The sequence below is a fragment of the Hymenobacter sp. UYCo722 genome (genome assembly GCF_040547115.1).
Taxonomy (GTDB): domain Bacteria; phylum Bacteroidota; class Bacteroidia; order Cytophagales; family Hymenobacteraceae; genus Hymenobacter.
This window is the reverse complement of sequence record NZ_JBEPPC010000003.1, coordinates 37384-59734: the sequence shown is the minus strand read 5'-3', so window position 1 is coordinate 59734 and position 22351 is coordinate 37384. Positions and strand designations below refer to the sequence as shown.

At 62.5% G+C, this 22351-nt stretch carries 22 protein-coding genes; 13 read left to right on the top strand and 9 right to left on the bottom strand.

The features are described 5' to 3' along the window. Positions 1–49 precede the first annotated feature (49 nt). Together ABIB44_RS09850 and ABIB44_RS09845 are read left to right on the top strand one after the other, a co-directional pair. Entirely contained in the window at positions 50–1225 is a 1176-nt protein-coding gene (locus tag ABIB44_RS09850; RefSeq protein ID WP_354584485.1) for a phosphatase PAP2 family protein, read from the top strand. Positions 1226–1332: 107 nt separating this feature from the next. After that, positions 1333–1818, top strand: a complete 486-nt coding sequence (locus ABIB44_RS09845; protein ID WP_354584484.1) for a DinB family protein — start codon at positions 1333–1335, stop codon at positions 1816–1818. 72 nt (positions 1819–1890) lie between these two features. On the opposite strand, the gene ABIB44_RS09840 is transcribed toward ABIB44_RS09845, so the two are convergent. Together ABIB44_RS09840 and ABIB44_RS09835 are read right to left on the bottom strand one after the other, a co-directional pair. Next, a complete protein-coding gene (locus ABIB44_RS09840) occupies positions 1891–2562 on the bottom strand; it encodes a hypothetical protein (protein WP_354584483.1) in 672 nt (223 codons plus the stop codon). Between the two features lie 92 nt (positions 2563–2654). Next, positions 2655–3524 carry an SDR family oxidoreductase gene (locus ABIB44_RS09835; RefSeq protein WP_354584482.1) on the bottom strand — a complete coding sequence of 290 codons (870 nt, stop codon included), beginning with the start codon at positions 3522–3524 and terminating at the stop codon, positions 2655–2657. Between the two features lie 258 nt (positions 3525–3782). On the opposite strand from ABIB44_RS09835, the gene rluF reads away from it, so the two are divergent. Further along, entirely contained in the window at positions 3783–4907 is a 1125-nt protein-coding gene (rluF, locus tag ABIB44_RS09830; protein ID WP_354584481.1) for a 23S rRNA pseudouridine(2604) synthase RluF, read from the top strand. A gap of 17 nt (positions 4908–4924) precedes the next feature. Here rluF and ABIB44_RS09825 read toward each other — a convergent pair whose 3' ends face one another. Continuing rightward, positions 4925–6208 (bottom strand): S41 family peptidase, encoded by a 1284-nt coding sequence (locus tag ABIB44_RS09825; protein ID WP_354584480.1) that lies wholly within the window; start codon positions 6206–6208, stop codon positions 4925–4927. Positions 6209–6287: 79 nt separating this feature from the next. Here ABIB44_RS09825 and ABIB44_RS09820 point away from each other — a divergent pair, with 79 nt between their 5' ends. From ABIB44_RS09820 to ABIB44_RS09810, 3 genes are all read left to right on the top strand, one after another. Next, positions 6288–7127, top strand: a complete 840-nt coding sequence (locus ABIB44_RS09820) for a hypothetical protein (protein ID WP_354584479.1) — start codon at positions 6288–6290, stop codon at positions 7125–7127. 129 nt (positions 7128–7256) lie between these two features. Further along, on the top strand, positions 7257–8240 hold the full coding sequence (gene rlmF / locus ABIB44_RS09815) for a 23S rRNA (adenine(1618)-N(6))-methyltransferase RlmF (protein WP_354584478.1): 984 nt from the start codon (positions 7257–7259) through the stop codon (positions 8238–8240). A gap of 119 nt (positions 8241–8359) precedes the next feature. Further along, complete coding sequence (locus ABIB44_RS09810) at positions 8360–8863, top strand: cold-shock protein (RefSeq protein ID WP_354584477.1); 504 nt, start codon at positions 8360–8362, stop codon at positions 8861–8863. A 137-nt stretch (positions 8864–9000) separates the two neighbouring features. Here ABIB44_RS09810 and ABIB44_RS09805 read toward each other — a convergent pair whose 3' ends face one another. Next, positions 9001–9273 (bottom strand): hypothetical protein, encoded by a 273-nt coding sequence (locus ABIB44_RS09805; RefSeq protein ID WP_354584476.1) that lies wholly within the window; start codon positions 9271–9273, stop codon positions 9001–9003. 39 nt (positions 9274–9312) lie between these two features. Next, positions 9313–9681 (bottom strand): hypothetical protein, encoded by a 369-nt coding sequence (locus ABIB44_RS09800; RefSeq protein WP_354584475.1) that lies wholly within the window; start codon positions 9679–9681, stop codon positions 9313–9315. 659 nt (positions 9682–10340) lie between these two features. On the opposite strand from ABIB44_RS09800, the gene ABIB44_RS09795 reads away from it, so the two are divergent. The 3 genes from ABIB44_RS09795 (at position 10341) to ABIB44_RS09785 (ending at position 13779) form a co-directional block, all read left to right on the top strand. Next, on the top strand, positions 10341–11762 hold the full coding sequence (locus ABIB44_RS09795; protein ID WP_354584474.1) for a carbohydrate-binding protein: 1422 nt from the start codon (positions 10341–10343) through the stop codon (positions 11760–11762). Positions 11763–12527: 765 nt separating this feature from the next. Continuing rightward, positions 12528–12746: a hypothetical protein gene (locus ABIB44_RS09790; RefSeq protein WP_354584473.1), complete on the top strand. Its 219-nt coding sequence runs from the start codon at positions 12528–12530 to the stop codon at positions 12744–12746. Positions 12747–12909: 163 nt separating this feature from the next. After that, positions 12910–13779 (top strand): DUF922 domain-containing protein, encoded by an 870-nt coding sequence (locus tag ABIB44_RS09785; RefSeq protein ID WP_354584472.1) that lies wholly within the window; start codon positions 12910–12912, stop codon positions 13777–13779. A gap of 79 nt (positions 13780–13858) precedes the next feature. Here the strand turns inward: ABIB44_RS09785 and lpdA are convergent, their stop codons facing one another. Beyond that, positions 13859–15265, bottom strand: a complete 1407-nt coding sequence (gene lpdA / locus ABIB44_RS09780) for a dihydrolipoyl dehydrogenase (protein WP_354584471.1) — start codon at positions 15263–15265, stop codon at positions 13859–13861. A gap of 212 nt (positions 15266–15477) precedes the next feature. Here lpdA and ABIB44_RS09775 point away from each other — a divergent pair, with 212 nt between their 5' ends. Further along, positions 15478–16035, top strand: a complete 558-nt coding sequence (locus ABIB44_RS09775) for a Crp/Fnr family transcriptional regulator (protein ID WP_354584470.1) — start codon at positions 15478–15480, stop codon at positions 16033–16035. Positions 16036–16157: 122 nt separating this feature from the next. Then, positions 16158–16544: a DUF4260 domain-containing protein gene (locus tag ABIB44_RS09770; RefSeq protein ID WP_354584469.1), complete on the top strand. Its 387-nt coding sequence runs from the start codon at positions 16158–16160 to the stop codon at positions 16542–16544. Positions 16545–16556: 12 nt separating this feature from the next. Here ABIB44_RS09770 and ABIB44_RS09765 read toward each other — a convergent pair whose 3' ends face one another. After that, positions 16557–18230, bottom strand: a complete 1674-nt coding sequence (locus ABIB44_RS09765; protein WP_354584468.1) for a M1 family metallopeptidase — start codon at positions 18228–18230, stop codon at positions 16557–16559. A gap of 113 nt (positions 18231–18343) precedes the next feature. Here ABIB44_RS09765 and ABIB44_RS09760 point away from each other — a divergent pair, with 113 nt between their 5' ends. Next, positions 18344–19276 (top strand): EamA family transporter, encoded by a 933-nt coding sequence (locus ABIB44_RS09760; RefSeq protein ID WP_354584467.1) that lies wholly within the window; start codon positions 18344–18346, stop codon positions 19274–19276. Positions 19277–19341: 65 nt separating this feature from the next. Then, complete coding sequence (locus ABIB44_RS09755; RefSeq protein WP_354584466.1) at positions 19342–19743, top strand: group III truncated hemoglobin; 402 nt, start codon at positions 19342–19344, stop codon at positions 19741–19743. Between the two features lie 75 nt (positions 19744–19818). On the opposite strand, the gene ABIB44_RS09750 is transcribed toward ABIB44_RS09755, so the two are convergent. Next, positions 19819–20334 carry a DUF4126 family protein gene (locus ABIB44_RS09750; protein ID WP_354584465.1) on the bottom strand — a complete coding sequence of 172 codons (516 nt, stop codon included), beginning with the start codon at positions 20332–20334 and terminating at the stop codon, positions 19819–19821. A 315-nt stretch (positions 20335–20649) separates the two neighbouring features. Then, a complete protein-coding gene (gene odhB / locus ABIB44_RS09745) occupies positions 20650–22317 on the bottom strand; it encodes a 2-oxoglutarate dehydrogenase complex dihydrolipoyllysine-residue succinyltransferase (protein ID WP_354584464.1) in 1668 nt (555 codons plus the stop codon). Between the last annotated feature and the right edge of the window lie 34 nt (positions 22318–22351).

The following is a 22351-nucleotide window of genomic DNA, read 5'->3' as shown; positions in this document are numbered from 1 at the left end:
CCGAAAAAACTACCGCGGCAAGCTCATTATTAATTAGTTGATTAATTACGTGTCGTTTTTTACCCCTTGCCGCTCCTGGCGGCTGTTTGCCCCTCTATTTTTCAGTCTGGCGGTCGGCAGTGCTCACGCGGCTCCCACCGCACCGGTTTTTACGGATACCCTCTGCGTAGTCGCCGATACCACCCAGGCACCCCCAAAACCAGCTGCCCTGGCCGCAGCCCGCACTGCAACGCCGCCCCACATCCACCCGCGCGACGCCAGCGGCCGCATTACCGACTACACCGTGGCCCCGGGCGTGACCTGGCACTACGACAACACCAAGGCCTTCAGCTGGGCCTACCACATTCCGCGCGATTTGGGCCAGTTCCCAAAATTCGCGTTTCGGTCTGCGAACAAGGAGACGCTACTGGGCCTCGCGGCCAGCTCGGTGGCGCTGTGGGCCTTCGACCAGGTGCTGCTGGATGGCGCGCAGCAGTTTGGTCGTTTTATCAATCTGAAGGCGGCCAGCACCCAGAAAACACTGGTATACATCCCCTTCCGCGTGGGCTCGGCCAACCTGCCCTTCGAGTTTAACGTGCCCGACAACCTCAACAGCACTTTTTATTACCTCGGCGATGGCTGGACGCACCTGGCCGTGGCCAGCAGCTTCTGGATTTACGGCGGCGTGAAGAAGGATAACCGCGCCCTGCGCACCTCCAGCCAGCTCGGCGAGGCCATTTTCAGCACCGGCTTAGTGGTGCAAACCATGAAGCGCCTCACCGGCCGCCAAAGCCCCTACGTGGCCACCCAGCCCCGGGGCGAGTGGAACCCGTTTCCCGCCTACAGCACCTACCAAAGCTTCGTACCCAACTACGACGCCTTCCCCACCGGCCACCTGGCTACGGCGATGGCCACGGTTACGGTCATCGCCGAAAACTACCCCGAATACCGCTTCGTGCGCCCCGTGGGCTACTCGCTGATGGGCCTGCTCGGCTACGCCATGCTCAACAACGGCGTGCACTGGGCCAGCGACTACCCAGTGGGCATCGCGCTGGGCTACGCCTTCGCCAAAATTGCCGTGCGCAACGGCCGCACCCGCGTGCAGCTCCCGGCCGATAGCACCTCAGCGGCGCAAGGAACCGGCTTCCGAATGCTGCCGCACCCCAAGCCCTGGTACCGGCGTGGGCAGTTTGCGCCCTACACGTACGGGCCGTTCACGGGGGCCAGCTGGTCGATGCGGCTGTAAGGCAGCAAAATCCGCTGGCCAGCCGATTTCGTTGATGGTAAATCAGCTTCCGTACGTACTTTTAGTATTCCGGAATATGCGGCCCGCGCCGCCTTATCGTAACCGTTATGGCCGTCTACTACCCGACTGTTACCACCCCACCTCTGGCCGAAAGCCAGGCTCAGCTGCGCCAGCAGCTTATCCTGCTGACCGATTTTTGGGATACCTGCTCCGAGCTGGAACTCAGCGTCCACCCCGGTCCCGGCCGCTGGAGCCGCAAGGAAATTCTGGGCCACCTCATCGATTCGGCCCTGAACAACCACCGCCGCATCGTGGGTGCCTGCCTGGCCCCGCCACCCCACCAGCTGCGCCCCTACGACCAGGATGCCTGGGTGCGCGCGGCCGACTACCAGCACTTTCCTTGTGCCGACCTGCTCGCCCTCTGGACCAGCCTGAACAACCTCATCATACACCTCATCGACCGCCTGCCGCCCCACCTGCTCGCGCACGAGTACCTGACTCTGAACGGCAATCCAACCACCCTGCACTGGCTTATCAGCGACTATGCGCTGCACCTCGAGCACCACACGTGGCAGATTATCCACGGGGACTGAGCCGGCACCTGACGCACACAAAGAAGCCCGCTCCTGAGTCAGGAGCGGGCTTCTTTGTGATTGCGGCCGGGCTTACTTAAATAGGCCCTTTTTCACGGTACGATGCCCGTTTTCATCGATTTTCACTTTCGTGCCGTCGGCCATTTTGATTTTCACCGAGCCGTCGTCGTTGCGCTTGATTTTCGCGCCATTCTCGTACTTGGTTTTCTTATCACCGTCGTTCTGGTTTTCCATCTTCTTAATGCCCGAACCCTGGCCCACGCTGCCACGACGCACGGTAGTGGCCGATGAAGTGGTAGTTACCGTGCCGGGAGCCAGCGAATAGGGGCCGTCGCCGTAATTGGCACGGTTGGCCGAGTAGGAATTGTAGTAGCCGGGGTTATTGAGGTCGGTGCGGATTTCGTTGTCCGCGTCGTCGTTAATCTGACGCAGCGTAGTGTAGCGGCCTACCGTGTCGGTCACGTAGCGGTTGTTGGCTTCGCCCAGGCGCTGGCCGCGGGTGTAGTAAGTACGCTCGATGCGGGTAACCACGGCCGGGTCGGTCAGCTTGAGGTCTTCGGCCATCCGGGCGGCGAGACGGCGGGCTTCGTCGTGCACGGCCACGGTGTCTACGGTCGTGGTGGTCGTCGTCGTGGTAACGGTTTCGGGCGTAGTAGTTGTGGCGGTCTCAACCTTTTTGTCCTGCGTGCAGGAAGCGGTGGCCAGCGTGGCGGCGGCCAACAGGCCCAGGAGTTTGATGTTCATGTGAAGGGTACTAAAGAAGTGTAAAACGGCGGTGTAGCCATTTTTAGGGGCTGATACGGCGGGGCTTGCCACGGGGTTATGCAGCAGTTGCCCTAGGCATTCACCACCGAGCCACCGTTGGGGTGCAGCGTCTGGCCCGAGAAGTAAGAGGCGTCTTCCGAAGCCAGAAACACGTAGGACGGGGCTACTTCCGAAGGCTGGCCGGCGCGGCCCATCGGCACGTCGTGGCCGAACAGCGGCAGCTTCAGCAGCCCGATACCGGTGATGAACGGCGTCCAGATGGGCCCGGGGGCTACCGAGTTCACCCGAATACCCTTCTTGATGAGCTGCAGCGACAGCGCCCGCGTGAAGGCCGTGATGGCCCCTTTGGTCGACGTGTAGTCAAGAAGCATCTCATTGCCCTTGAAACCGTTCACCGAAGCGGTGTTGATGATGGAATCGCCCTCCTTGAGGTGCTTCACGGCGGCCCGCGCGATGCGGAACATGGCAATAATATTAAGGTTGAAGATGCTGTCGAGCTCCTCGTCCTTGATTTCTTCCAGCGAGTCGTGCCAGTTCTGCTCGGCCGCGTTGTTCACCAGAATATTGAGCCCGCCCAGCTCGGCTACGGTGCGGTCCACGATTTCCTGGCAGAAGGCCGGAGATTTCAGGTCGCCGGGTAGCAGCAAACAGCGGCGTCCGTGGGCCGTCACGAGGTCACGCACCTTTTCGGCATCCTGCTGCTCGGTGGGGAAGTAGCAGATGGCCACGTCGGCCCCTTCGACGGCAAAATGCACGGCCACGGCCCGGCCAATGCCCGAGTCGCCGCCCGTGATGAGGGCCACTTTGCCCTTCAGCTTGTCGGCGCCCTTGTAGCCGGGCCGGATGAACTCGGGCTCGGGCGTCATCTTAAATTCGAGGCCGGGGTGGCCGGCCCCCGCGTCCTGGCTCTGGGGCGGGAAAATGGTGGGTTTATCAGACATCGAAAGAAATGATAGTTGGATGGAATGCGTGTATGAGCTAACGAGCGGTAGCGGCGCGGGTTGCCCGGGGTTCGCAATGAAGTAGGGGCGGGGCTTGCCCCCGCCCGGGCGTTCGTAACCGTCGGGCGCAATCGGTGCAATGGTGCGAGCGCCCGGGCGGGGCAAGCCCCGCCCCTACCTCTAGGCGTACCTTTGCGGTGTTCGCTTCCCGCGTTGCTTGGGTTTCAGCGTTTCCTTTTTCTTCATTCGCCGCGCCTTATGCCGTCCAGCTCCTCCATTCGCCTCAATAAATTCATCAGCGAAAGCGGGCTGTGCTCGCGTCGCGAAGCTGACCGCTACATTGCCGAAGGGGCCGTGCTGCTGAATGGCAAGCCCGCCCAGATTGGCGACCAGGTGGGCCCGCGCGACCGCGTGAGCGTGAACGGCCACAAGCTGGAACCCCGCCAGGCCGAAGATGCCGTATACCTGGCCTTCAACAAGCCGGTGGGCATCACCAGCACTTCGGAGCCGGGCGTGCGCGGCAACATCGTCGATTACGTGAACCACGCCGCCCGCGTGTTCCCCATCGGCCGGCTGGATAAAGACTCGTCGGGCCTGATTTTTCTGACCAGCGACGGCGACATCGTGAACAAGATTCTGCGGGCCGGCAACCAGCACGAAAAGGAGTACGTGGTGACCGTCGACCGCATTCTAACGGACCGCATGCTGGACGAAATGGCCGCCGGCATTCCCATGCTGGGAGCAGTGACCAAGAAGTGCGTTATTCAGAAAGAAACGCCCTACATCTTCCGCATCACGCTAGTGCAGGGCCTGAATCGCCAGATTCGGCGCATGGTGGAGCATTTTGGCTACGAAGTCGTGAGACTGGAGCGCGTGCGCATCATGAACGTGAGCCTGAAGGGCCTGCCCGTGGGCGACTGGCGCGAGCTGACGCCCGAAGAGCTGGCCGGCATCATGAAGATGGTGGCCAAATCGAGCGGCACCGAAGAAGCCTCGGGCGGCCGGCGCGGCGGCAAGGCCCCGGCCGGCAAAGCGGCGGCCACTGCCACTGGCCCCGACAGCCAGCCCGGCAAGCCGCGCCCCCGCAAGCCGGGCCCACCCACCATGTTCAACCCCTCGGGCACCGGCTGGTGGGGCCCGCGCCCCGAAAAAGAAGCGGCCGGCGGCAAAACCACGCCCGGCAGCAAGCGCCCGGCCAAGGCCGGGCCGGGTGGCCCAAGCCGGTCGGGCAGCCTCGGCACGCGGCCGAAAGGCCCCGGGGCCGGGGGCCCGGCGCGCCCCAAAAGTGCGGGCACGGGTGGTTCGGCCAGGCCCAAAAGCACCGGTTCGGGCACGGGCAGCCGCCCGGCCGGGCGCGGCAAAGGCCCGGCCCCGCGCCGGTAGCTGGCATTAGATAGCTGCTACTGCTTTTTCAGCACCGCCAGCGCCACCTGCAAAACCGGGTCGGCGCTGGTTGAATTGTTTTTACTGCCCGGCCCTAAATCAACGTACACCTGCGGCCGGTACGCCTCGCGCGGCTGACCATTGACGTGGTACAGCCGCTCGACGGGAAAGCTAAAGCCAATGCCGGAGTGCGGCAGCTTGTAGGAGTAGATGGCCCCACGCAGCCGAGCCATTTCGGTGCCCACCACGGTGGCCCGGCCCAGCGCATCAAAACCGATAGCCAGGCCTTCGCCCATGCTGCCGGTCCAGCGGCCCACCAGTATGGCCACGGGCTTGGTGTAGCGCGGGCCGCGCGGGGCCACCAGCTCCAGCCAGCGGCGGGGCACGCCAGTTCGGGCTTCCTCGTTGGGCAACTCGTGGCGCTGGTAAGGGGCTTCGCGCCCGATGAAACGGCCCATGATGGCGCGGGCCACGGTGCTGTTGCCCCCGCTGGGCGTTTCGCGCAGGTCGAGCACCAGGCTTTGGGTGTTTTGCAGGCTCGTCAGGGCACTATCGAATTGCGCAATCAGGCGGTTATCGCCCAAGCTGTTGTTGATTTTCAGGTAGCCGATGTGGCCAGCCGCGTCTAGGCGGCGCACATCGAGGCGGGCCGCATACCGGGAGGTTTCGAGCAGCGGCGTGGGCACGTCGGGCTGCATCACGAACGAGCGGCCACCGGCCTGCCCGCGCCATTCGCGCGGGGTGCGATGGTCGCCGGCCAGCAGCTGGCCTAGGGCGAAATCGCGGGCGGCGGGTTCGGGAGCGCGTAGGCTTTGGGGCAAAAAGGGCCGCATAGCCGCGGCCACAGGCATGCCATTCACGGTGTCGATGACGGCCCCGGGGCGCAGGCCCGCGCGCTCGGCCCCATACCCCGCGCGCACCTGCTGCACCACCGCCTGGCCCTTGACGAAGGTGGCCCATACGTCGGTGCCGGTGGGCACGAGGCGGCGCGAATCGAGCCGGTTGGTACCAAGGCCGGCGTGGTTGTCGTAAAGTTCGGCCAGGGCATTTTCGAGCAGCCGTACAAAGGCCCGGCGGCTACTCAGGGTGTCGGCCTGGGCGCGGTAGCTGGTGCGCACGCGGGTCCAGTCGGTTTGCTTTTGAGCGAAGTAGCCGTAATTGTCCCGGATAGTTTGCCAGAAGAAATCGAAGTCTTCCACATACTGCTGGTGAGTGAGCGGCGGCGTGCTGGTGGCCAGCAGCGGGGCCGATAGCACTAGAATCAGAGCCCATTGCACATACCGGCGCTGTCGTTGATTCATGGGGCAAAGAAATAAGAAACGGACGCATATTGCGTCGCCTCCCGGAATTTAAGCCGGCTGTTTTGCCGTTAGCTTCCGGATGAAATACTTACTCGTGCTGCTTTTGCCGTGGCTCACCGGCGCTTTGTTGGCCCCGCCCACGCTCCCGCCCCTCCAAATTGCCGAGCAGTTTGTGGCCCCCACCGGCTGGCCCGAGATGCAGGACTACCTGTGCTGCGAAGTAGCCGGGCAAGCCAAAAAGCAGACCTTGGGCCAGCAGATTCCGCAGCAGCAAAACCGCCGTTGTGAGCTAATTGGGCAGGATTCGGCTACGGCCGTGGTGGCGGTAGAGCTGCGCGACCCAACCAGCCGGCGCGACTTCTACCTGCACTTCCGGCACGATAGCACGGGCTGGAAGCTGGGAGCCATTCGCTCGCTGGCCATGACGCACCTGGGCCCGCCCATGGTAGCCCTGCTCACGGGCCTGCCGCCCGCCGAGGTGGCCAACTACAACCGCAAGCACCCCGACGCCAGCCACGCCTTCACGGTGGGCAACCTGCGCCTCTGGACTAGCGCCGACGCCGACATTGCCACCCACTTCCGCCGCCACCGCACCGATTTCCAGAAGCTGCTGCGCCGGGTGCAGGCGGGCAAGTTCTTCGCCCCCACCCTGCCCGGCCCCAACGAGCCCGCCGCCGAGCAGGCCGCCAACGCCGACCCCGCCGTGCACGCGCTGCTGCGGCGGCTGTTTCTTAGCCGCGTCACGCGCCGGGCTCCCGCCTGCGGTAGCTGCCTGGCCTTCGTGATTGGCGGCAAAACCAACAGCTCGGTGGGCTTGCTCTATCAGCCCGAGGCTGGTAGCTTGCCGACCATGTCGCCCAACGGGCTCATCGTGCTGCGGCCGCTGGGCGAGGGCTGGTATCTGTACAAAACGTCGTAATACAAAACGTCATGCAGAGCGCAGCGAAGCATCTCGTTCGCCACCACTAATTCATGACGCTGTAACGATTGATTTACAACCACAAGCGAGATGCTCCGCTCTGCATGACATTCCAATGTCTGTTTTCCCATGAAAAACCCCTCCCCTCCCCCCGCGCCAGCTGTGCCCGCCGAAAAAGACCAGCTGCACCCGCGCAATCCGCACCGTGCGCCCTACGACTTCCCGCTGCTTAGCAAAGTAACCCCGGCGCTGGCGGCCTTCGTACGGCCCAACCCCTACGGCAGCCTGTCGATTGATTTCGCCGACCCAGCCGCCGTAAAAGCCTTAAACCGCGCCCTGCTGAAACACTTCTACGGCGTCGAACACTGGGATATTCCGAAGGGCTACCTGTGCCCGCCCATTCCCGGCCGGGCCGATTACGTGCATTACCTGGCCGACTTGCTGGCCGAAAGCAACGGCGGGGTGCTGCCGCCCGGCGAAGAAATCACGGTGCTCGACGTGGGCGTGGGGGCCAATTGCATCTACCCCATCATCGGCCGGCGTGAATACGGCTGGCACTTCGTAGGCTCCGACATCGACGGCGTGGCCGTGCGCGCCGCCCAGCAGATTGAGGCCGCCAACCCCACGCTGGCCGGGGCCATCGAAGCGCGCCTGCAGCCGGCCCGCACCCGCATCTTCGACGGCCTCATCCAGGCCGGCGAGCTGTTCGACCTCACAATGTGCAACCCGCCGTTCCACGCTTCGGCGGCGGCGGCGGCGGCCGGCTCGCAGCGCAAAACCAGCAGCCTGGGTACCGGGCGCAGCCCCCGGCCGGTGCTGAACTTCGGGGGCCAGAACAACGAGCTGTGGTGCGAGGGCGGCGAAGCGGCGTTCATCCGGCGCATGGTGCAGGAAAGCGGCCGGCGGCCCCGCACCGCCTACTGGTTCACGTCGCTGGTGTCGAAAAAAGAAACCCTGCCCGGCGTATACCGCGCCCTGAAAACGGCCGGGGCTACCGAAGTACGCACCATCGAAATGGCTCAGGGCCAGAAGAAAAGCCGCCTCGTGGCCTGGACTTTTCTCACGCCCGCGCAGCAGGATGCCTGGCGAAAGAGCCGTTGGGCTATTCTATAATAGCGTCATCCTGCCACGGCCTTTGTATATTGCGTATCTTCGCAACAATACACCCGTCCGCGCGCTTTTACTGCTCCGGCAGAGAGGGCCGGGCACAACAGATTTAGCAGCAAAAAACTATGGGTAGGTCTCAAGAGACATTTGGTAAGAAAGACAACGAGAAGAAGCGCGCAAAGAAGAAGACAGAGAAGGAGGAGCGCAAAGTAGAGCGTCAGGCCAACGCCAAATCCGGCGCGGCCCTGGAAGAAATGTTTGCCTACGTTGATGAAAACGGCAACATCACCTCCACCCCGCCCGACCCCACCAAGAAGCGCGTCATCAAAGACGAGGACATTCGCATCAGTGTGGCCAAGCAGGAAGACCGCGAGCCCGAAGACACGCAGCGCACCGGCAGCGTCACGTTCTTCAACTCGTCGAAGGGCTATGGCTTCATCCGCGACTCGCAGACGCAGGAGAGCATTTTTGTGCACGCCAACGCCTTGGGCGGCCTCACCATTGGCGAAAACGACAAGGTGACGTTTGAAGTGGAGATGGGCCCCAAAGGCCCCAACGCCGTGCGCGTACGAATGGGTGGTGCCACCCCACCCCCAGCCGCCGCGCCGGCTGCTCCGGCCGCCGAGTAAGCGCCCGAACAGCTACTAAAAAAGCCCCGCTCCCAGCTGCTAAAGCTGCGGGCGGGGCTTTCCTTTGCACTGATGCGAGGCTAAGTACTTTTGCGCGACTACTTGAACTAGAATTGGGGAACGTACTCCCCGGGGCGCTAGGCGTTGGCGTCCATGGCGGCTAGGCTGCTTTCGGCCGCGTCGGCATCGGCAGTCGTGGTGGCGTCGGGGCGGGCGGGCAGGTCGTTGCCGTTCAGGCGTTTGGCCAGGTAACCAACACCCAGGGCCATGAGGGCAGCGCCGCCCAGTACTTTCTGGGTGGTGCTGAGCTTGCTTTTACGCAGGTTCTTGATAGATTTGGCGGCCCCGCTCAGCAGGGTGGTTTTTTTGCCGGCTTTGGTCTTTTTGGTTTTGTCCTTGGTCTTTTTCATGGCGGAAATGGGTTGGATGATGAGTAAAAATTACCGGCTCTACTCTTCCGCGGCAAAGCGGGCGCGCTTGGGATGTTTGCGCGGGGCAGGCGACGTAGGCTCCGCTTCGGCGGCGATGGTGCGGGGTGGGTCGACGGTAGGCGTGGGCGTGCTGGCCTCGTCTTGGCTGTCGCGGGCGGCGAGGTAGGTGAGGCCGGCGGCGGCCAGCGCCAGCCCGCCCACCAGTTTCTGTCCGGTGCTGAGCTTGCCGATTTCGCGGGTCACCTTCCGGAATTTCTTCAGCGAAGCCTGGGCCAAGTCCAGAAGGTCTTCCGAGGCCGCGTCTTTTTTCGAGTGTTTTTTCTTGGCTTTAGGCATGAGCGTGGAGCTTACAAAGGTTTCGAGCAGGAATTGAAGCGGAAAGGCCATGGGAGAAAGTAGCTTGAGCGACCAATGCGGAGCCTAGCCGGCGCAGCGCAGGTACGGAACAGGGTATTCGCAAGGCCGGGCCCGAAGGTTGTCGAAAATCCGAAGGAATAAATTCGTGGGGCCCGCTAAAATGCTCCGGCCCGGCTTCACCAGTCTGATTTAAAAGCTTTGCTTCCCAGGCCATTGCCAGTACCAGAGTGGCCGCAAAGCGCTACAGGAAAGCACGGCATAATTTCAAGTCTGATTTTAACCCAGGAAATACGGGTTTGAAACGCCGAAAAATTAACTGGAACCGGGATTGTTTTTTAACCGAAGGCCGCGGGCGCTTTGCGCTCCCGGCTGCTTCCGGCACCATTCCCCCTTATAGCGAATAGAGCCGGGCCAGCAGTTTCCCCAGCGCTATAAAACATTGCTGGCTAGCGTGTGCCGTAAGCGTGCAGCTGATGGGCAACCGTCGCACCAGCCCTGGAACTGGGCTTTACATCTGGCAAAAATGCCGCTAGCTTGCGGCAGAAATCAACTCCAAAAAGCGGGCATTCCGGCGGCGTTCGAATCGCTGCAACACGGTATCGTCAACGGCAACACGGGGCCGGCTCGGAGCTTCCTTCTTCGTCTTCCCTGACCCATTTCTTACCCATTTCCAAACCCACTCCAACCCTATGAAACCAACTTATACCCGGCTGCTTCTGGCGGCCACGCTGGCGCTAACCTGCGCCACCGCCCACGCCCAAACCTACCAGCAGGTGTGGGCCGACGAATTCAACGGCACGGCCGTGAACACCTCCAACTGGGCCTTTGAAACCGGCGGCGGCGGCTGGGGCAACAACGAAAAGCAGTACTACCAGGCCGCCAATGCCACGGTGGCGAACGGCGAGCTGCAAATCACGGCCCGCCGGCAGAGCGTGGGCGGCATGCCCTACACCTCGGCCCGCCTGAAAACCCAGGGACTGAAGCAGTTTGCCTTTGGGCGCATGGAAGCGCGCATTAAAACGCCGCTGGGGCAGGGGCTGTGGCCGGCGTTCTGGATGCTGGGCAGCAACATCAACACCGTGGGCTGGCCGTATTGCGGCGAAATCGACATTTTAGAACAAATAAACGCCGACAGCCGCTGCTACGGCACTGTGCACTGGGACAGCAACGGCCACGCTCAGTACGGCGGCAACATCGCCACCGCGCCCAACGTGTACCACGTCTACAGCATCGAGTGGACGCCAAATTACATCCGCTGGTTCGTGGATGGCACCAAGTACCACGAAATCACGATTACCAACGGCACGGGCGGCACCGAGGAGTTTCAAAAGCCCTTTTTTCTGCTCCTGAACCTAGCCGTGGCCGGCGACTGGCCCGGCCAGACCGTGGACGAAAGCAAGCTGCCCGCCACCATGAGCGTGGATTATGTGCGAGTGTACCAGCTCACGAATGCTGCGCCCGCCTTTAGCCGGCAGTTGGAAGCGGAAGCCGCCAACGTGAACAACGGCATGGTGGTCGAAGCCTGCTCCGACGCCGGTGGCGGCCAGGATATGGGCTACATCGATGCCGACGACTACCTGGTCTGGAACGCCATCAACTTCCCCACCAGCGGTAGCTATACCATCGAATACCGGGTTGCCAGCGGGGCCGGCGGCGGCACCATTTCCTCGGATTTGAACGCGGGCTCGATTGCTTTTGGCAACACGGCCGTGCCCGGCACCGGCGGCTGGCAGAACTGGACCACCGTGTCGAAAACCGTGAACGTGAACGCCGGCACCTACAACTTTGGCGTGTTTGCTCAGACCGGCGGCTACAACCTCAACTGGGTCCGCATCACCAAGGTCGGAGCCCGGGCCCTGGCCACTACCAGCGCCCGCACCGCCGCCCTGCAAATCTACCCCAACCCCGTTGTCGACCAGCTTACCCTCGCCGACGGCCTGGCGCTGGCCGGCCAGCCCTACGAAATTCGCAACGGCCTGGGCCAGCGGGTGGCCAGCGGCACCCTCGCCCCCACCGCTACCGTGGACGTGGCCGGGCTTCCCGCCGGTATCTACACCCTCACCGTTGCCGACGCGAACGCACCGGCCATCACGCGGCGCTTTGTGAAGTAACCGCCGCTGCGTCAGCAACTGCTACCCAAAGGGCTGCCCGCGCGGGTGGCCCTTTTGGTTGTGATGCGCGTTTCGGCTGCCGGGCAAGCGGCCATTCCTTGGCTGTTGCGGGCGAGTCCGAGGGTTTTCAGGGCCGGGTAGCGGGCTCTTATAACGATATCGGGAACGCCCCGGCGGGAGGACGCAGTGTGATGGTGATGTTGCTCCTAATCGAGCAAAACATCAGTTCGTACCGGCCCACCGCGCGCGGGGTAGGTAACCGGGTGATAGCCTCCACGGCGGCTGAAAGGGACGCGCTACCTCGCCAGCAGTCTCCAACGCACGTTTGCCGATTACTACGCCTGTACCAGCCGGCCCCTCGCCTTCCAGCACCGCAGCAAAACGACGCACCAGTTTGGCCTGCTTGCGGGTGTTTCCCGCACCAACCCCAGCTTCAGCGACGTCACAAATCCCGCGTACCCAACGTTCGACAGCTACACCCAGACGGGACCCACCGGGGGGCTGTACTACTACGTTTCGCTGCCCGGCAACCTGGGTCATTTTTCGCTTAATAATGACCTGCTGTTCACCGCTTTCAAGAGTTCCGGCAGCCGTAACGACTTTATCTCCATCAACAATTACAGCAGCACTACCGTTGCGCTGGAGCTGGCCTACCTAAAGCTCAACACGCTGCTACGATTTACTCAGCCGCTGGGTGCCGGGGCCATTTTCATCAATGCCGGCATATCCAACGCCTACGCTGTGCGGGCTAAGTCGGAAAAAACTGTGCGCCAGACCTTCTATTCCTCGGAGCGCACGGCTACCACCGCACTGTTCCCCGACCTGCGTCGCTACGAGCAAGGCCTGATAGCCGGCATTGGGGGCAGCTTCAAAAAGATGTCCGTTGAGGCTCGCTACGAGTACAGCAATGGCTTTCTCCTTTCCAAGCAGCTAGGCTCCGGGTTCGACCGCTACTCGCTGTTGGTCGGCTATCGGCTGCACTAGCGCGCCGGGCGTCCGAACGCGAAGGTGCTTGTGGTCCGGAAGCAGCTGGCGGGGCGGCGGAAGCGGCAGGAGCGGCATTTCCGGGTATTGTCTGGGGCTGTATCGTGAGAACTAGCTGTAAACTGCGCGTTATTTACTGCCGAAATAATTGAGTAGTCCAACCATGCGCTTTATTCCTGTTTTCTACCTGAAATGTACTGTTGCAGGCCTAGTCCTCGTGCTGTCGGCCTGCTCGCCTCGTGTCATCACCCAAGCTGTCCAAAGCCCCCACCCCGTTACGGCCGCACCGGGTTTTGTGGTGATTAAAGAAACCGACACGTTTACCGGCCCTGCGGAAGAGGTGGGCGACATTGAAATAAAAGATGCTGGGCTGACGCTCAGCTGCGATTACGAAACGGTGATTGCGCTGGCCACCAAAGAGGCGCAAAAGATTGGTGCCAACGTGCTGAAAATTTACGAGCACCAACTACCCAACAACTGGAGCACTTGTCACCGCATTAAGGCCAAAGCGTTGCGGGTGGCCGACTTAGTCCCTTACGAGCAGGAGATAGTCTGGAACGCCACGCGCCGGCTCACGCCCGCCGATTTCAAGGCCAGCACCGACAGCCGGCCCTTCGAAGCAGCTACGAGCAGCGGGTTTCGCTACCACTACTCCGGGCGCTTGTTCCAAGGCAAAGTGCAGTTCATTGTCGAAACGGTGTTCGACTGCCAGAACTCCTACTTCAAAGGCAAGCAAGACCCTGCGCGGACCCTGGCCCACGAGCAGGGCCACTTCGACATTACCGAAATCGCCGCTCGCCGCTTCACCAAAGCCATTCAGGAGCAAGTAGCCGATACCAAAGAGCTGGAGCAGAAGCAGGAGGCCATTTCCCGTCAAATCATGACCGAAACGCAGGCCATGCAGGATAAATACGACAGCGAAATTTACGCCGACCGCAGCCAGCAGCCAACCTGGCTCGCCACCATCGTCCAGCAGCTCAATGGCCTGCAAGCCTACGCGGGCAAGGAAGTCACGTTGAGAATCAAGATTTAACTCGCCGTACCGCGAAGCAAAAAGAGGCTGAAGCGCCCGTAGCTTCAGCCTCTTTTTCGTTTCTGCCGCGAGAGCGGGATTACATATGAATCGCCCGATTCTCGGTGGCGGCCAGGCAGGCTTCTTTCATGGCCTCGGCGTAGGTGGGGTGCGAGTGGCTCATGCGGGCCACGTCCTCGGCGGAGGCGCGAAACTCCATGGCGGTCACGGCTTCGGCGATGAGGTCGGCGATGCGCGGCCCAATCATGTGGACGCCCAGGATTTCGTCGGTGGTTTTGTCGGCCAACACCTTCACGAAGCCGTCGGTGTCGCCGCTGGCGCGGGCCCGGCCGCTGGCTTTGAAGGGGAACGAGCCCACTTTGTAGGCCTTGCCCTGCTCCTTGAGTTGCTCCTCAGTGTAGCCCACGCCGGCCACTTCGGGCCAGGTGTACACCACGCCGGGGATGAGCAGGTAGTTGATGTGCGGCTTCTGACCCACGATGGTTTCGGCCACGAACACCCCTTCCTCCTCGGCCTTGTGGGCCAGCATGGCCCCCCGAATTACGTCGCCGATGGCGTAGATGCCGGGCACGTTGGTTTGCAGGTGGGCATCGACCTTGATGCGGCCGCGCTCCTCCATTTCGATGCCGGCGGCTTCGAGGTTGAGGCCAGCGGTGTAGGGCCCGCGGCCCACGGCCACCAAGCAGTAGTCGCCCTCAAATTTCACCTCCTCCCCTTTCGGGTTGAGGGCGGTCACGGTCACGCTGTCGCCCTCGCGGGTGGCCCCGGTTACTTTGTGGCTCAGGAAAAACTCGATGCCGATTTTGCCCAGCACGCGCTTGAGCTCCTTGCCCAGGCCGCGGTCCATGGTCGGGATGAGCGAATCGAGGTACTCCACCACCGATACTTTCGCGCCGAGGCGGGCGTAGATGGAGGCCATTTCGAGGCCGATTACGCCGCCGCCAATCACGACCATGTGCCGGGGCACTTCGCGGATATTCAGGGCCTCGGTGCTGGTGATGATGCGCTCCTTATCCTGGGCAATAAACGGCAGCACCGTGGGCTTGGAGCCAGTGGCGATGATGACGTTCTTGGTTTCAATGGTCTGGGCCTCGCCGCCCTCGGTGGGCGCGATGCTGATGTGGGTTTTATCAACGAACGAGCCGAGGCCGGTGAGCACGTCGATTTTGTTTTTCTTCATCAGGTAGCCGATGCCCTCCACGTTGGCCTTAACCACGCCGGCCTTGCGGTCAATCATGCGGTTCATGTCCACGGTCAGGTTGTCGAGGCCGATGCCGTGCTCGGCGAACACCGAATGGGCGTTGTGGTAGTGCTCGGACGAGTCGAGCAGGGCCTTGCTGGGGATGCAGCCGACGTTGAGGCAGGTGCCGCCTAAGGTGGGGTATTTCTCAATAAGGGCCGTTTTAAGGCCGAGTTGGGCGCAGCGGATGGCCGCTACATAGCCCCCGGGACCGGAGCCGATGACGGTGACGTCGTATTGATTCATGAGTAGCGCGTTGATGAAGCTGCGCAAAGGTAACACCGCCTTTGGCAGGCCACAGGTAAAACATGGCCTTAGCGGAAGGCACCGTGCTGGCTTGGATGAGGCCGGGGCGGCCTTCACTGGGTGGGGTTGCCCCTACTTTAGCAGCCTCACCCACTTACTGCCCCAAGCCCTTCGCCTCCATGCATCCGCTGCGCGCTTATCTCCACCGCTTTGTGCCCACCCTGACGGACGCCGACTGGCAGCCGCTGGCCGAGGCCCTGCGCCCGTGCCACCTGGCTCGCGGCGAGCATTTTGTGCAGGCCGGCGAGCGCCGCTCCGAGCTGGCGTTGCTGCTCAGTGGCAGCTGCCGCCTCTACTACCCCCGGCCCGACGGCGAGGAGCGCACTACCTACTTCTTCTTCGAAAACCACCTGCTGGCCGATTACTCCGGCTGCCTGACCGGCCAAGCCAGCCAGCTCAGCATTCAGGCGCTCACCGACACGGAGCTGGTCGTCTTCGACTACGCGCTGCTGCGCCGGCTCTACGACGAGCGGCCGGTGTACGAGCGGTTCGGCCGCCTACTGGCCGAATACCACCTGCTCGGCACCGATGCCCGCCTGGTCGAGCACCTGCTGCTCTCGCCCGAGGAGCGCTACCGCGCGCTGCTGGCCAGCGGCAAAACCAAGATTCTCGAGCGCATCCCGCAGCACCTGGTGGCCAATTACCTCGGCGTAACGCCCGTCTCGCTAAGCCGCATTCGGGGGCGGGTGGCGCGTAATCGGGGCCAGTAAACGGGGCGATGCCTGGCATGCGCGGAGCAGCGCATTTCTTAGCTTTTGTTATCGTTGGGCGGGTCTGAGCAGACGGAATTTTGAGGTATTCAACGTCACCCCCTTATCCGCTCTCCGCGCCGATGAAAAATCTGCTGAAACTCGAAGAACTCGCCGAAGCCCTGTTCGCCCTGGTCCTCTTTTCTCGCTTACCCTACGCGTGGTGGGTACTCCCCGCCGCCTTCCTGCTCCCCGACCTGAGCATGGCCGGCTACCTGGCCGGGCCGCGCGTGGGTGCCGCTTGCTACAATTTCGCCCACCACAAGGCGCTGGCCGTGGCGGTGGGGCTCGCGGGCTGGTGGCTCGGCCAACCGATGCTGGAGTTGGCGGGCACGGTGCTTTTCTTTCACAGTGCGGTAGACCGGCTGCTGGGCTACGGCCTCAAATACACAACCGGCTTCCGCGACACGCACCTGGGCCGCGTGGGCCAGGACAAGGAGCCGGCCATTGCGGTCGGAGCTCATAACTAGCTAGGACTTCCGCTAGTCCATCAGCACGCCGATGTAGTAGTTGAACGTGTCTACTTCCAGCGTTTCCTTATTGGCCCCGGCCAACTCCGGGATGGGCGCAAACCGTGCGGTGGGCGTGATAAACCGGTACTCGCCGCCCTTGAGCCGCACGCGTACCGGCATGTCGAACTTCTCTACCTCGCTCACCCAGCGGGCCAGGGTTTTGCCGTCCTCAAAGCGGATTTCCAGCGTGGGAATGCTGGCGTGGCGCAGGTACTGGTCGAATATTTTAGTGAAGTCCCGGCCGCTTTCGCGGTTGAGGTAGTCGATTACCTGCTGGCCCGTCACGGTCTGGTGATAGAATTTGGCCGAGAGGCCGCGCAGCAGCTGCCGCCACTTCGCGTCGTCGTTAAGGATGGTGCGGAGGGTGTTCAGCAGGGCGCTGCCCTTGTCGTACATGTCGCCGGAACCCTCCTTGTTCACGCCGTAGGGGCCGATGATGGGCTCATCGTTCGAGATGTTGCGGCGCTGGCCGTGGATGTACTCCTGGCCGGCCTGCTTGCCAAACTGGCTTTCCACGAACAGGGCCTCCGAGTAGGTGGTGAAGCTTTCGTGCACCCACATATCGGCAATGTCCTGGGTGGTGATGTTGTTGCCGAACCACTCGTGGCCGCTCTCGTGGATGATGATAAAGTCCCACTTCAGCCCCCAGCCGGTGTTGCTACGGTCGCGGCCAAGGTAGCCATTCTGGTACTTGTTGCCGTAGGCCACGGCACTCTGGTGCTCCATGCCGAGGTGCGGGGCATCCACCAATTTGTAGCCATCCTGATACCACGGGTACGGGCCGAACCACGACTCCATGCTCTTGAGCATGGGTTTCACGTTGGCGGCGAACTGGGTTTTAGCCTTGGCCAGGTTTTCGGGCAACACCCAGTAGTCGAGCGTGAGGGGTCCTTTTTCGCCCTGGTACAAGTCCGAAAAATGCTGGTAGTCGCCCACGTTCAGGGCCACGTCGTAGTTGTTGATGGGGTTGCGCACGGCCCAGTCGAAGCGGGTGTAGCCGTCTTTCAGCTTGGTGGTTTTGCGCAGGCGGCCGTTCGAAACGTCCTTCAGGCCGTTGGGCACGCTGATGCTGATGAGCATGGAGTCCACCTCGTCAGCCTGCTGGTCCTTGGTGGGCCACCAGATGCTGGCTCCCGTGCCCTGGCAGGCGGTAGCGACCCAGGGCTGGCCCGCCGCATCGGTCGTGAAGACCATACCGCCATCCCAGGGCGCTTTTTTGGCCACCGTAGGGTTGCCGGAGTAGTACACGGTAAACTCGTCGCGGCTGCCTTTAGCAATGGCCTTCGGGAAGGTGACGAACACGGCATTGGCCTCGCGGGTGAAGGGCACTTCCTGGCCTTTATACAGTACCTTCTCGACTTGTAGGTTGGCAAAGAGGTCGAACTGCAGCCGGGTGAAATCCTGCGTGGCCATGAAGCGGAAGAGGTTGGAGCCGCTGATGAAGCGCTTAGCCGGGTCCAGCCGCACATCGAGGTGGTAGTAATTGATATCGTAGCAGGTACGCAGCGGCGTGGTGAGGCTGCCGCGCAACGAGTCGGCGCGGGTGTAGGCAGCGGGCTTGGGCTGGAGCAGCTGGGCAGCGGCAGGGTTCAACAGCGCCAGCAACACCAGCAGCGTGAGCGGAAATTTCGCTTTGTTCATCATGCAAAGCAACAACAGCAAGGCGCAAGGCGGGCGTTTCCGCCGCGCGAACTTTACGCTACGCGGACCCGTCCGCGATAAGACGACGTAGTTTTGCAGCAGCACTTCGTGATTTTATGCCTGCTTCATCCTCTACCGCCACGCCTTCGCGGGCCGCGCTGTTTACCGCTTTTGCGCTCGTCTACCTCATTTGGGGCTCCACCTACTTGGTCATGAAGTTTGCCGTGGCCAGCATGCCGCCGCTGCTCATGGCTGGCACCCGCTACGGGCTGGCCGGCGGCCTGCTTTACGGCTTCATGCGCTGGCGGGGCGAACCCGCCCCCACGCGGCGCGGCTGGGCCTACGGGGCCCTGATTGGGGTGTGTCTGCTAGGTTTCGGCAATGGCGGCACCACGTTAGGGGTCGTGTATTTGCCTAGCGGCATCACGGCGCTGCTGGTGGCCACGGTACCCATGTTTCTGGCAGTGCTGGGGTGGCTGAGCGGCGTATCGCCCCGGCCCACGAAGTGGGTGGCGTTGGGCCTGGGCGCGGGCATGGCGGGCATGTACCTGCTGGCCGCGCACCCCACTACCACCGCCGTGAAAGTACCGGGCCATCAGGGCCTGGGCATTTCTGTGGTGCTGCTGGCTTCGCTGGTGTGGTCCATCGGCTCGCTCTATGCCAAGAATCACCAGCCGGCGGTTTCGCCTTTCACCTCGGGTGGTATGCAGATGCTGTGCGGCGGCGCGGCCATGCTGGTAGTGGGCCTAGTACGCGGCGAGGCCGATGGCTTCACCCTGGCGCAGGTCACGGCCAAGTCGTGGCTGGCATTTGGGTACTTGGTTACCCTGGGGTCCATTGTCGCTTTCTCAGCCTATATCTGGCTACTCCGGGCCGTAGAGCCCGCCCTGGCCGGCACCTACGCCTTCGTGAACCCCGTGGTGGCGGTGCTGCTGGGCTGGGCTTTCGCCGGCGAAGTGCTGAATCCGCAAATGCTGGGCGGCGCGGCCCTGATTGTGCTGGCCGTGGGCCTGGTAGTACTGGGCGGCAAAAAAGTTGCACCAAAATAATTGCGCAACCGTTTGCTCTGATGTTGCGTATGGGCGTACCTTAGTCATCCATTCCCACCATCACCATGTCCGACATCACGACTCCCCTGCCCGATATCGAGTCTGCGCGCGACGTGCAGACCCTGGTAGATGCTTTCTACCACAAGGCCAACCACGATGAGCTGCTGGCCCCCGCCTTCCGGGCGGCGGCGCACGTGTACTGGCCCCGCCACCTCACCAGCTTCTACGAGTTTTGGGCGACGGAACTGCTTTCGACCCGGCCCGTCGCTGCGCCCCGGCCGGTGCCCTCACACCTGGCCCTGCCCCGCTCCACTTCGCACCACAACCGCTGGGTGCAGCTCTTCGATGCCGCCGTGGAAGAGCGGTTTGCCGGCCGGTGCGCCGGCCGTGCCAAATCGGTAGCCCGCCAGGTGGCCGCTGCCCTGGTTGAAGGCATGCTGCACTACCACCCGCTGCCGGTTGATTAAACCACTATCCCCCGCTAACGACAGCACGCTCCCGGACCGCCACCATTCGATGGCCCATCCGGGAGCGTGCTGTCGTTAGCGGTGGCTGGGCTGCGCCTTCAGCAATGCGGCTCCACTGCTAAGTACCAGCGCATCTTCGCCCACCCCCACGGCCGCAACGGGCCAATTGGCCTGTTTGCTGATGCCCATCCGCAGCGCATAGCTGACAAAAGTGGCCACCACAGCTCCCAGCCCCCCCACAATGGCTCCGGTGGCGGTGTTCCCTTCGCGCGATTTGTACAGCGCCGCCCCTACCAGCGCGCCCGACAGCAGGCGGCCAACCAGCGCCGGCGGCGCAATGCGGTTGGGCGTGGAAGGCAACTTATCCATCACCATCTCACCAGCGGCTGCCAGCCTGAAACCGCTAGCCACCAGCGGCTTTTGCAGCAGGCGCAACGGCGAGTTTAGTAGAAGCCACGAGGGGTTGCGGGAAAGGTAGTGGCTAAGCAATGCCGGGGCGCTCATGCTGCGCATACCGGCCAGGGCAGCAAAGCCTAAGGTGGGCCAGAACCTGGCCGGCCGCGATTTGGATTTAAATTTAGTTTGTTTCATGAAAGCGTAGAAATAATGGTGGTGTAAGGCCATAACGCAGCCCCGGAACCAGGGTTGAAAGCGGGGCTACGAAACCTTCCGTTGCTCATTGCGCCAATGTCCAGCTTATCAACGTGTAGGCCGCTGGCACAACCGCTATGCTGGCTTCGCAGGCCTCCTTTTACCGACGGTTGCAGCAGCAACGTATTCAACAGGAGTTGTATTCATATCACACCAGGCCTGCCTGCTGAGCGACGACAGGCGACGCCGATGTTCATAAAAAATGCCGTTCTGCTAGCAGAACGGCATTTTCAACTTCCAAAAGCATTCTCTCGGCTACACGCCGAACATCATGCGGGTCGGCTCTTCGAGCAGCTCTTTCAGGCGCACCAAAAATGAAACCGACTCGCGGCCATCGATGATGCGGTGGTCGTAGCTCAGGGCCAGGTACATCATGGGGCGAATCACCACTTGTCCGTTTTCGGCAATAGGCCGCTGAATGATGTTGTGCATCCCCAGAATGGCCGACTGCGGCGCATTAATAATCGGCGTGCTCAGCATGGACCCGAACACGCCACCGTTGGTGATGGTGAACGTGCCGCCCGTCATCTGCTCGATGGTGAGCTTGTTGTCGCGGGCCAGCGTGGCCAGCCGCACCACTTCCTTCTCAATGCCTTCGAAGCTGAGCTGCTCGGCGTTGCGAATCACGGGCACCACCAGCCCTTTCGGGGCCGATACGGCGATGCTGATGTCGCAGAAATCGGCATACACAATGTCGGTACCGTCAATCTGGGCATTCACGGCGGGCCACTCCTTCAGGGCAATACAAACCGCTTTGGTGAAGAAGGACATGAAGCCCAGGCCCACCCCATTCTTCTCCTTGAACTTGTCTTTGAACTTGTTGCGCAGGTCCATGATGGGCTGCATGTTCACCTCGTTGAAGGTGGTGAGCATGGCCGTTTCGTTTTTCACCGTCACGAGGCGGCGGGCCACCGTTTTGCGCAGGTTGCTCATGCGCTCGCGGCGCACTTCGCGGCTACCGGCGGCTGGCACCTGGTTGTTGGGGCTTGGTGCCTGGCTCGCGGGCGCTGCCGCCGCAGCTGCTGGGGCCGGCGCGGCCGGCCGGGCCTGGGCATTCTGCGCGTCTTCCTTGGTAATGCGGCCATCGCGGCCGGTACCGGTTACATCGGCAGCGGCAATTCCTTTCTCATCAAGCATCTTGCCAGCGGCCGGTGAGGGCACACCGGTTGCATAAGTAGCCGCGCCCCCGGGAGCCGGGGCCGCAGCCAGCGCCGCCACGGGAGCTGCCGGAGCCGCCGCCGCTACCGGGGCCGAAGCAGCCGCGCCGCTACCGCCTTCGATGCGTGCAATCACCGCGCCGATGCTGATGGTTTCGCCCTCCTTCACGGCGTGGCGCAGGGTGCCGGCCGCTTCGGCGGGCAGCTCAAAGGTGGCCTTATCCGATTCGAGCTCGGCAATCACCTCATCGCGGTTCACCTGGGCACCGTCTTCTTTCAGCCATTTGGCCACCGTTACTTCCGTAATGGATTCGCCCACGGTGGGAATTTTCATCTCGACCGAGCCACCGCCAGTGGCGGGAGCAGCGGCCGGGGCGGCCGCCGCAGCACCACTGGCGGGCGTGCCGCCGTAGCCGGCCTGGTCGCTGGCAGCGGGATTTTCCTCGCCTTTAGCGATGGGGTCGGCAGCGGGGGCGCTGGCAGCGGCTGGGGCCGGCGCGGGAGCAGCGGCCGCCGGAGTAGCACCAGCGGCAGCGCCATCCAGCTCGGCAATCACGGTGCCGATGCCGATGGTTTCGCCCTCCGCCACGCGGATTTTCAGCACGCCATCAGCCTCGGCGGGGAGCTCAAACGTGGCTTTGTCCGATTCGAGCTCGGCAATAACCTCGTCACGCTTCACGGCCTCGCCGTCTTTTTTCAGCCACTTGGCAATCGTGACTTCGGTGATGGATTCGCCAACGGCGGGAATTTTGATTTCGAGGGCCATAAACGGGGGTGGCGGAAAAGAGTGTCTTTCTTGA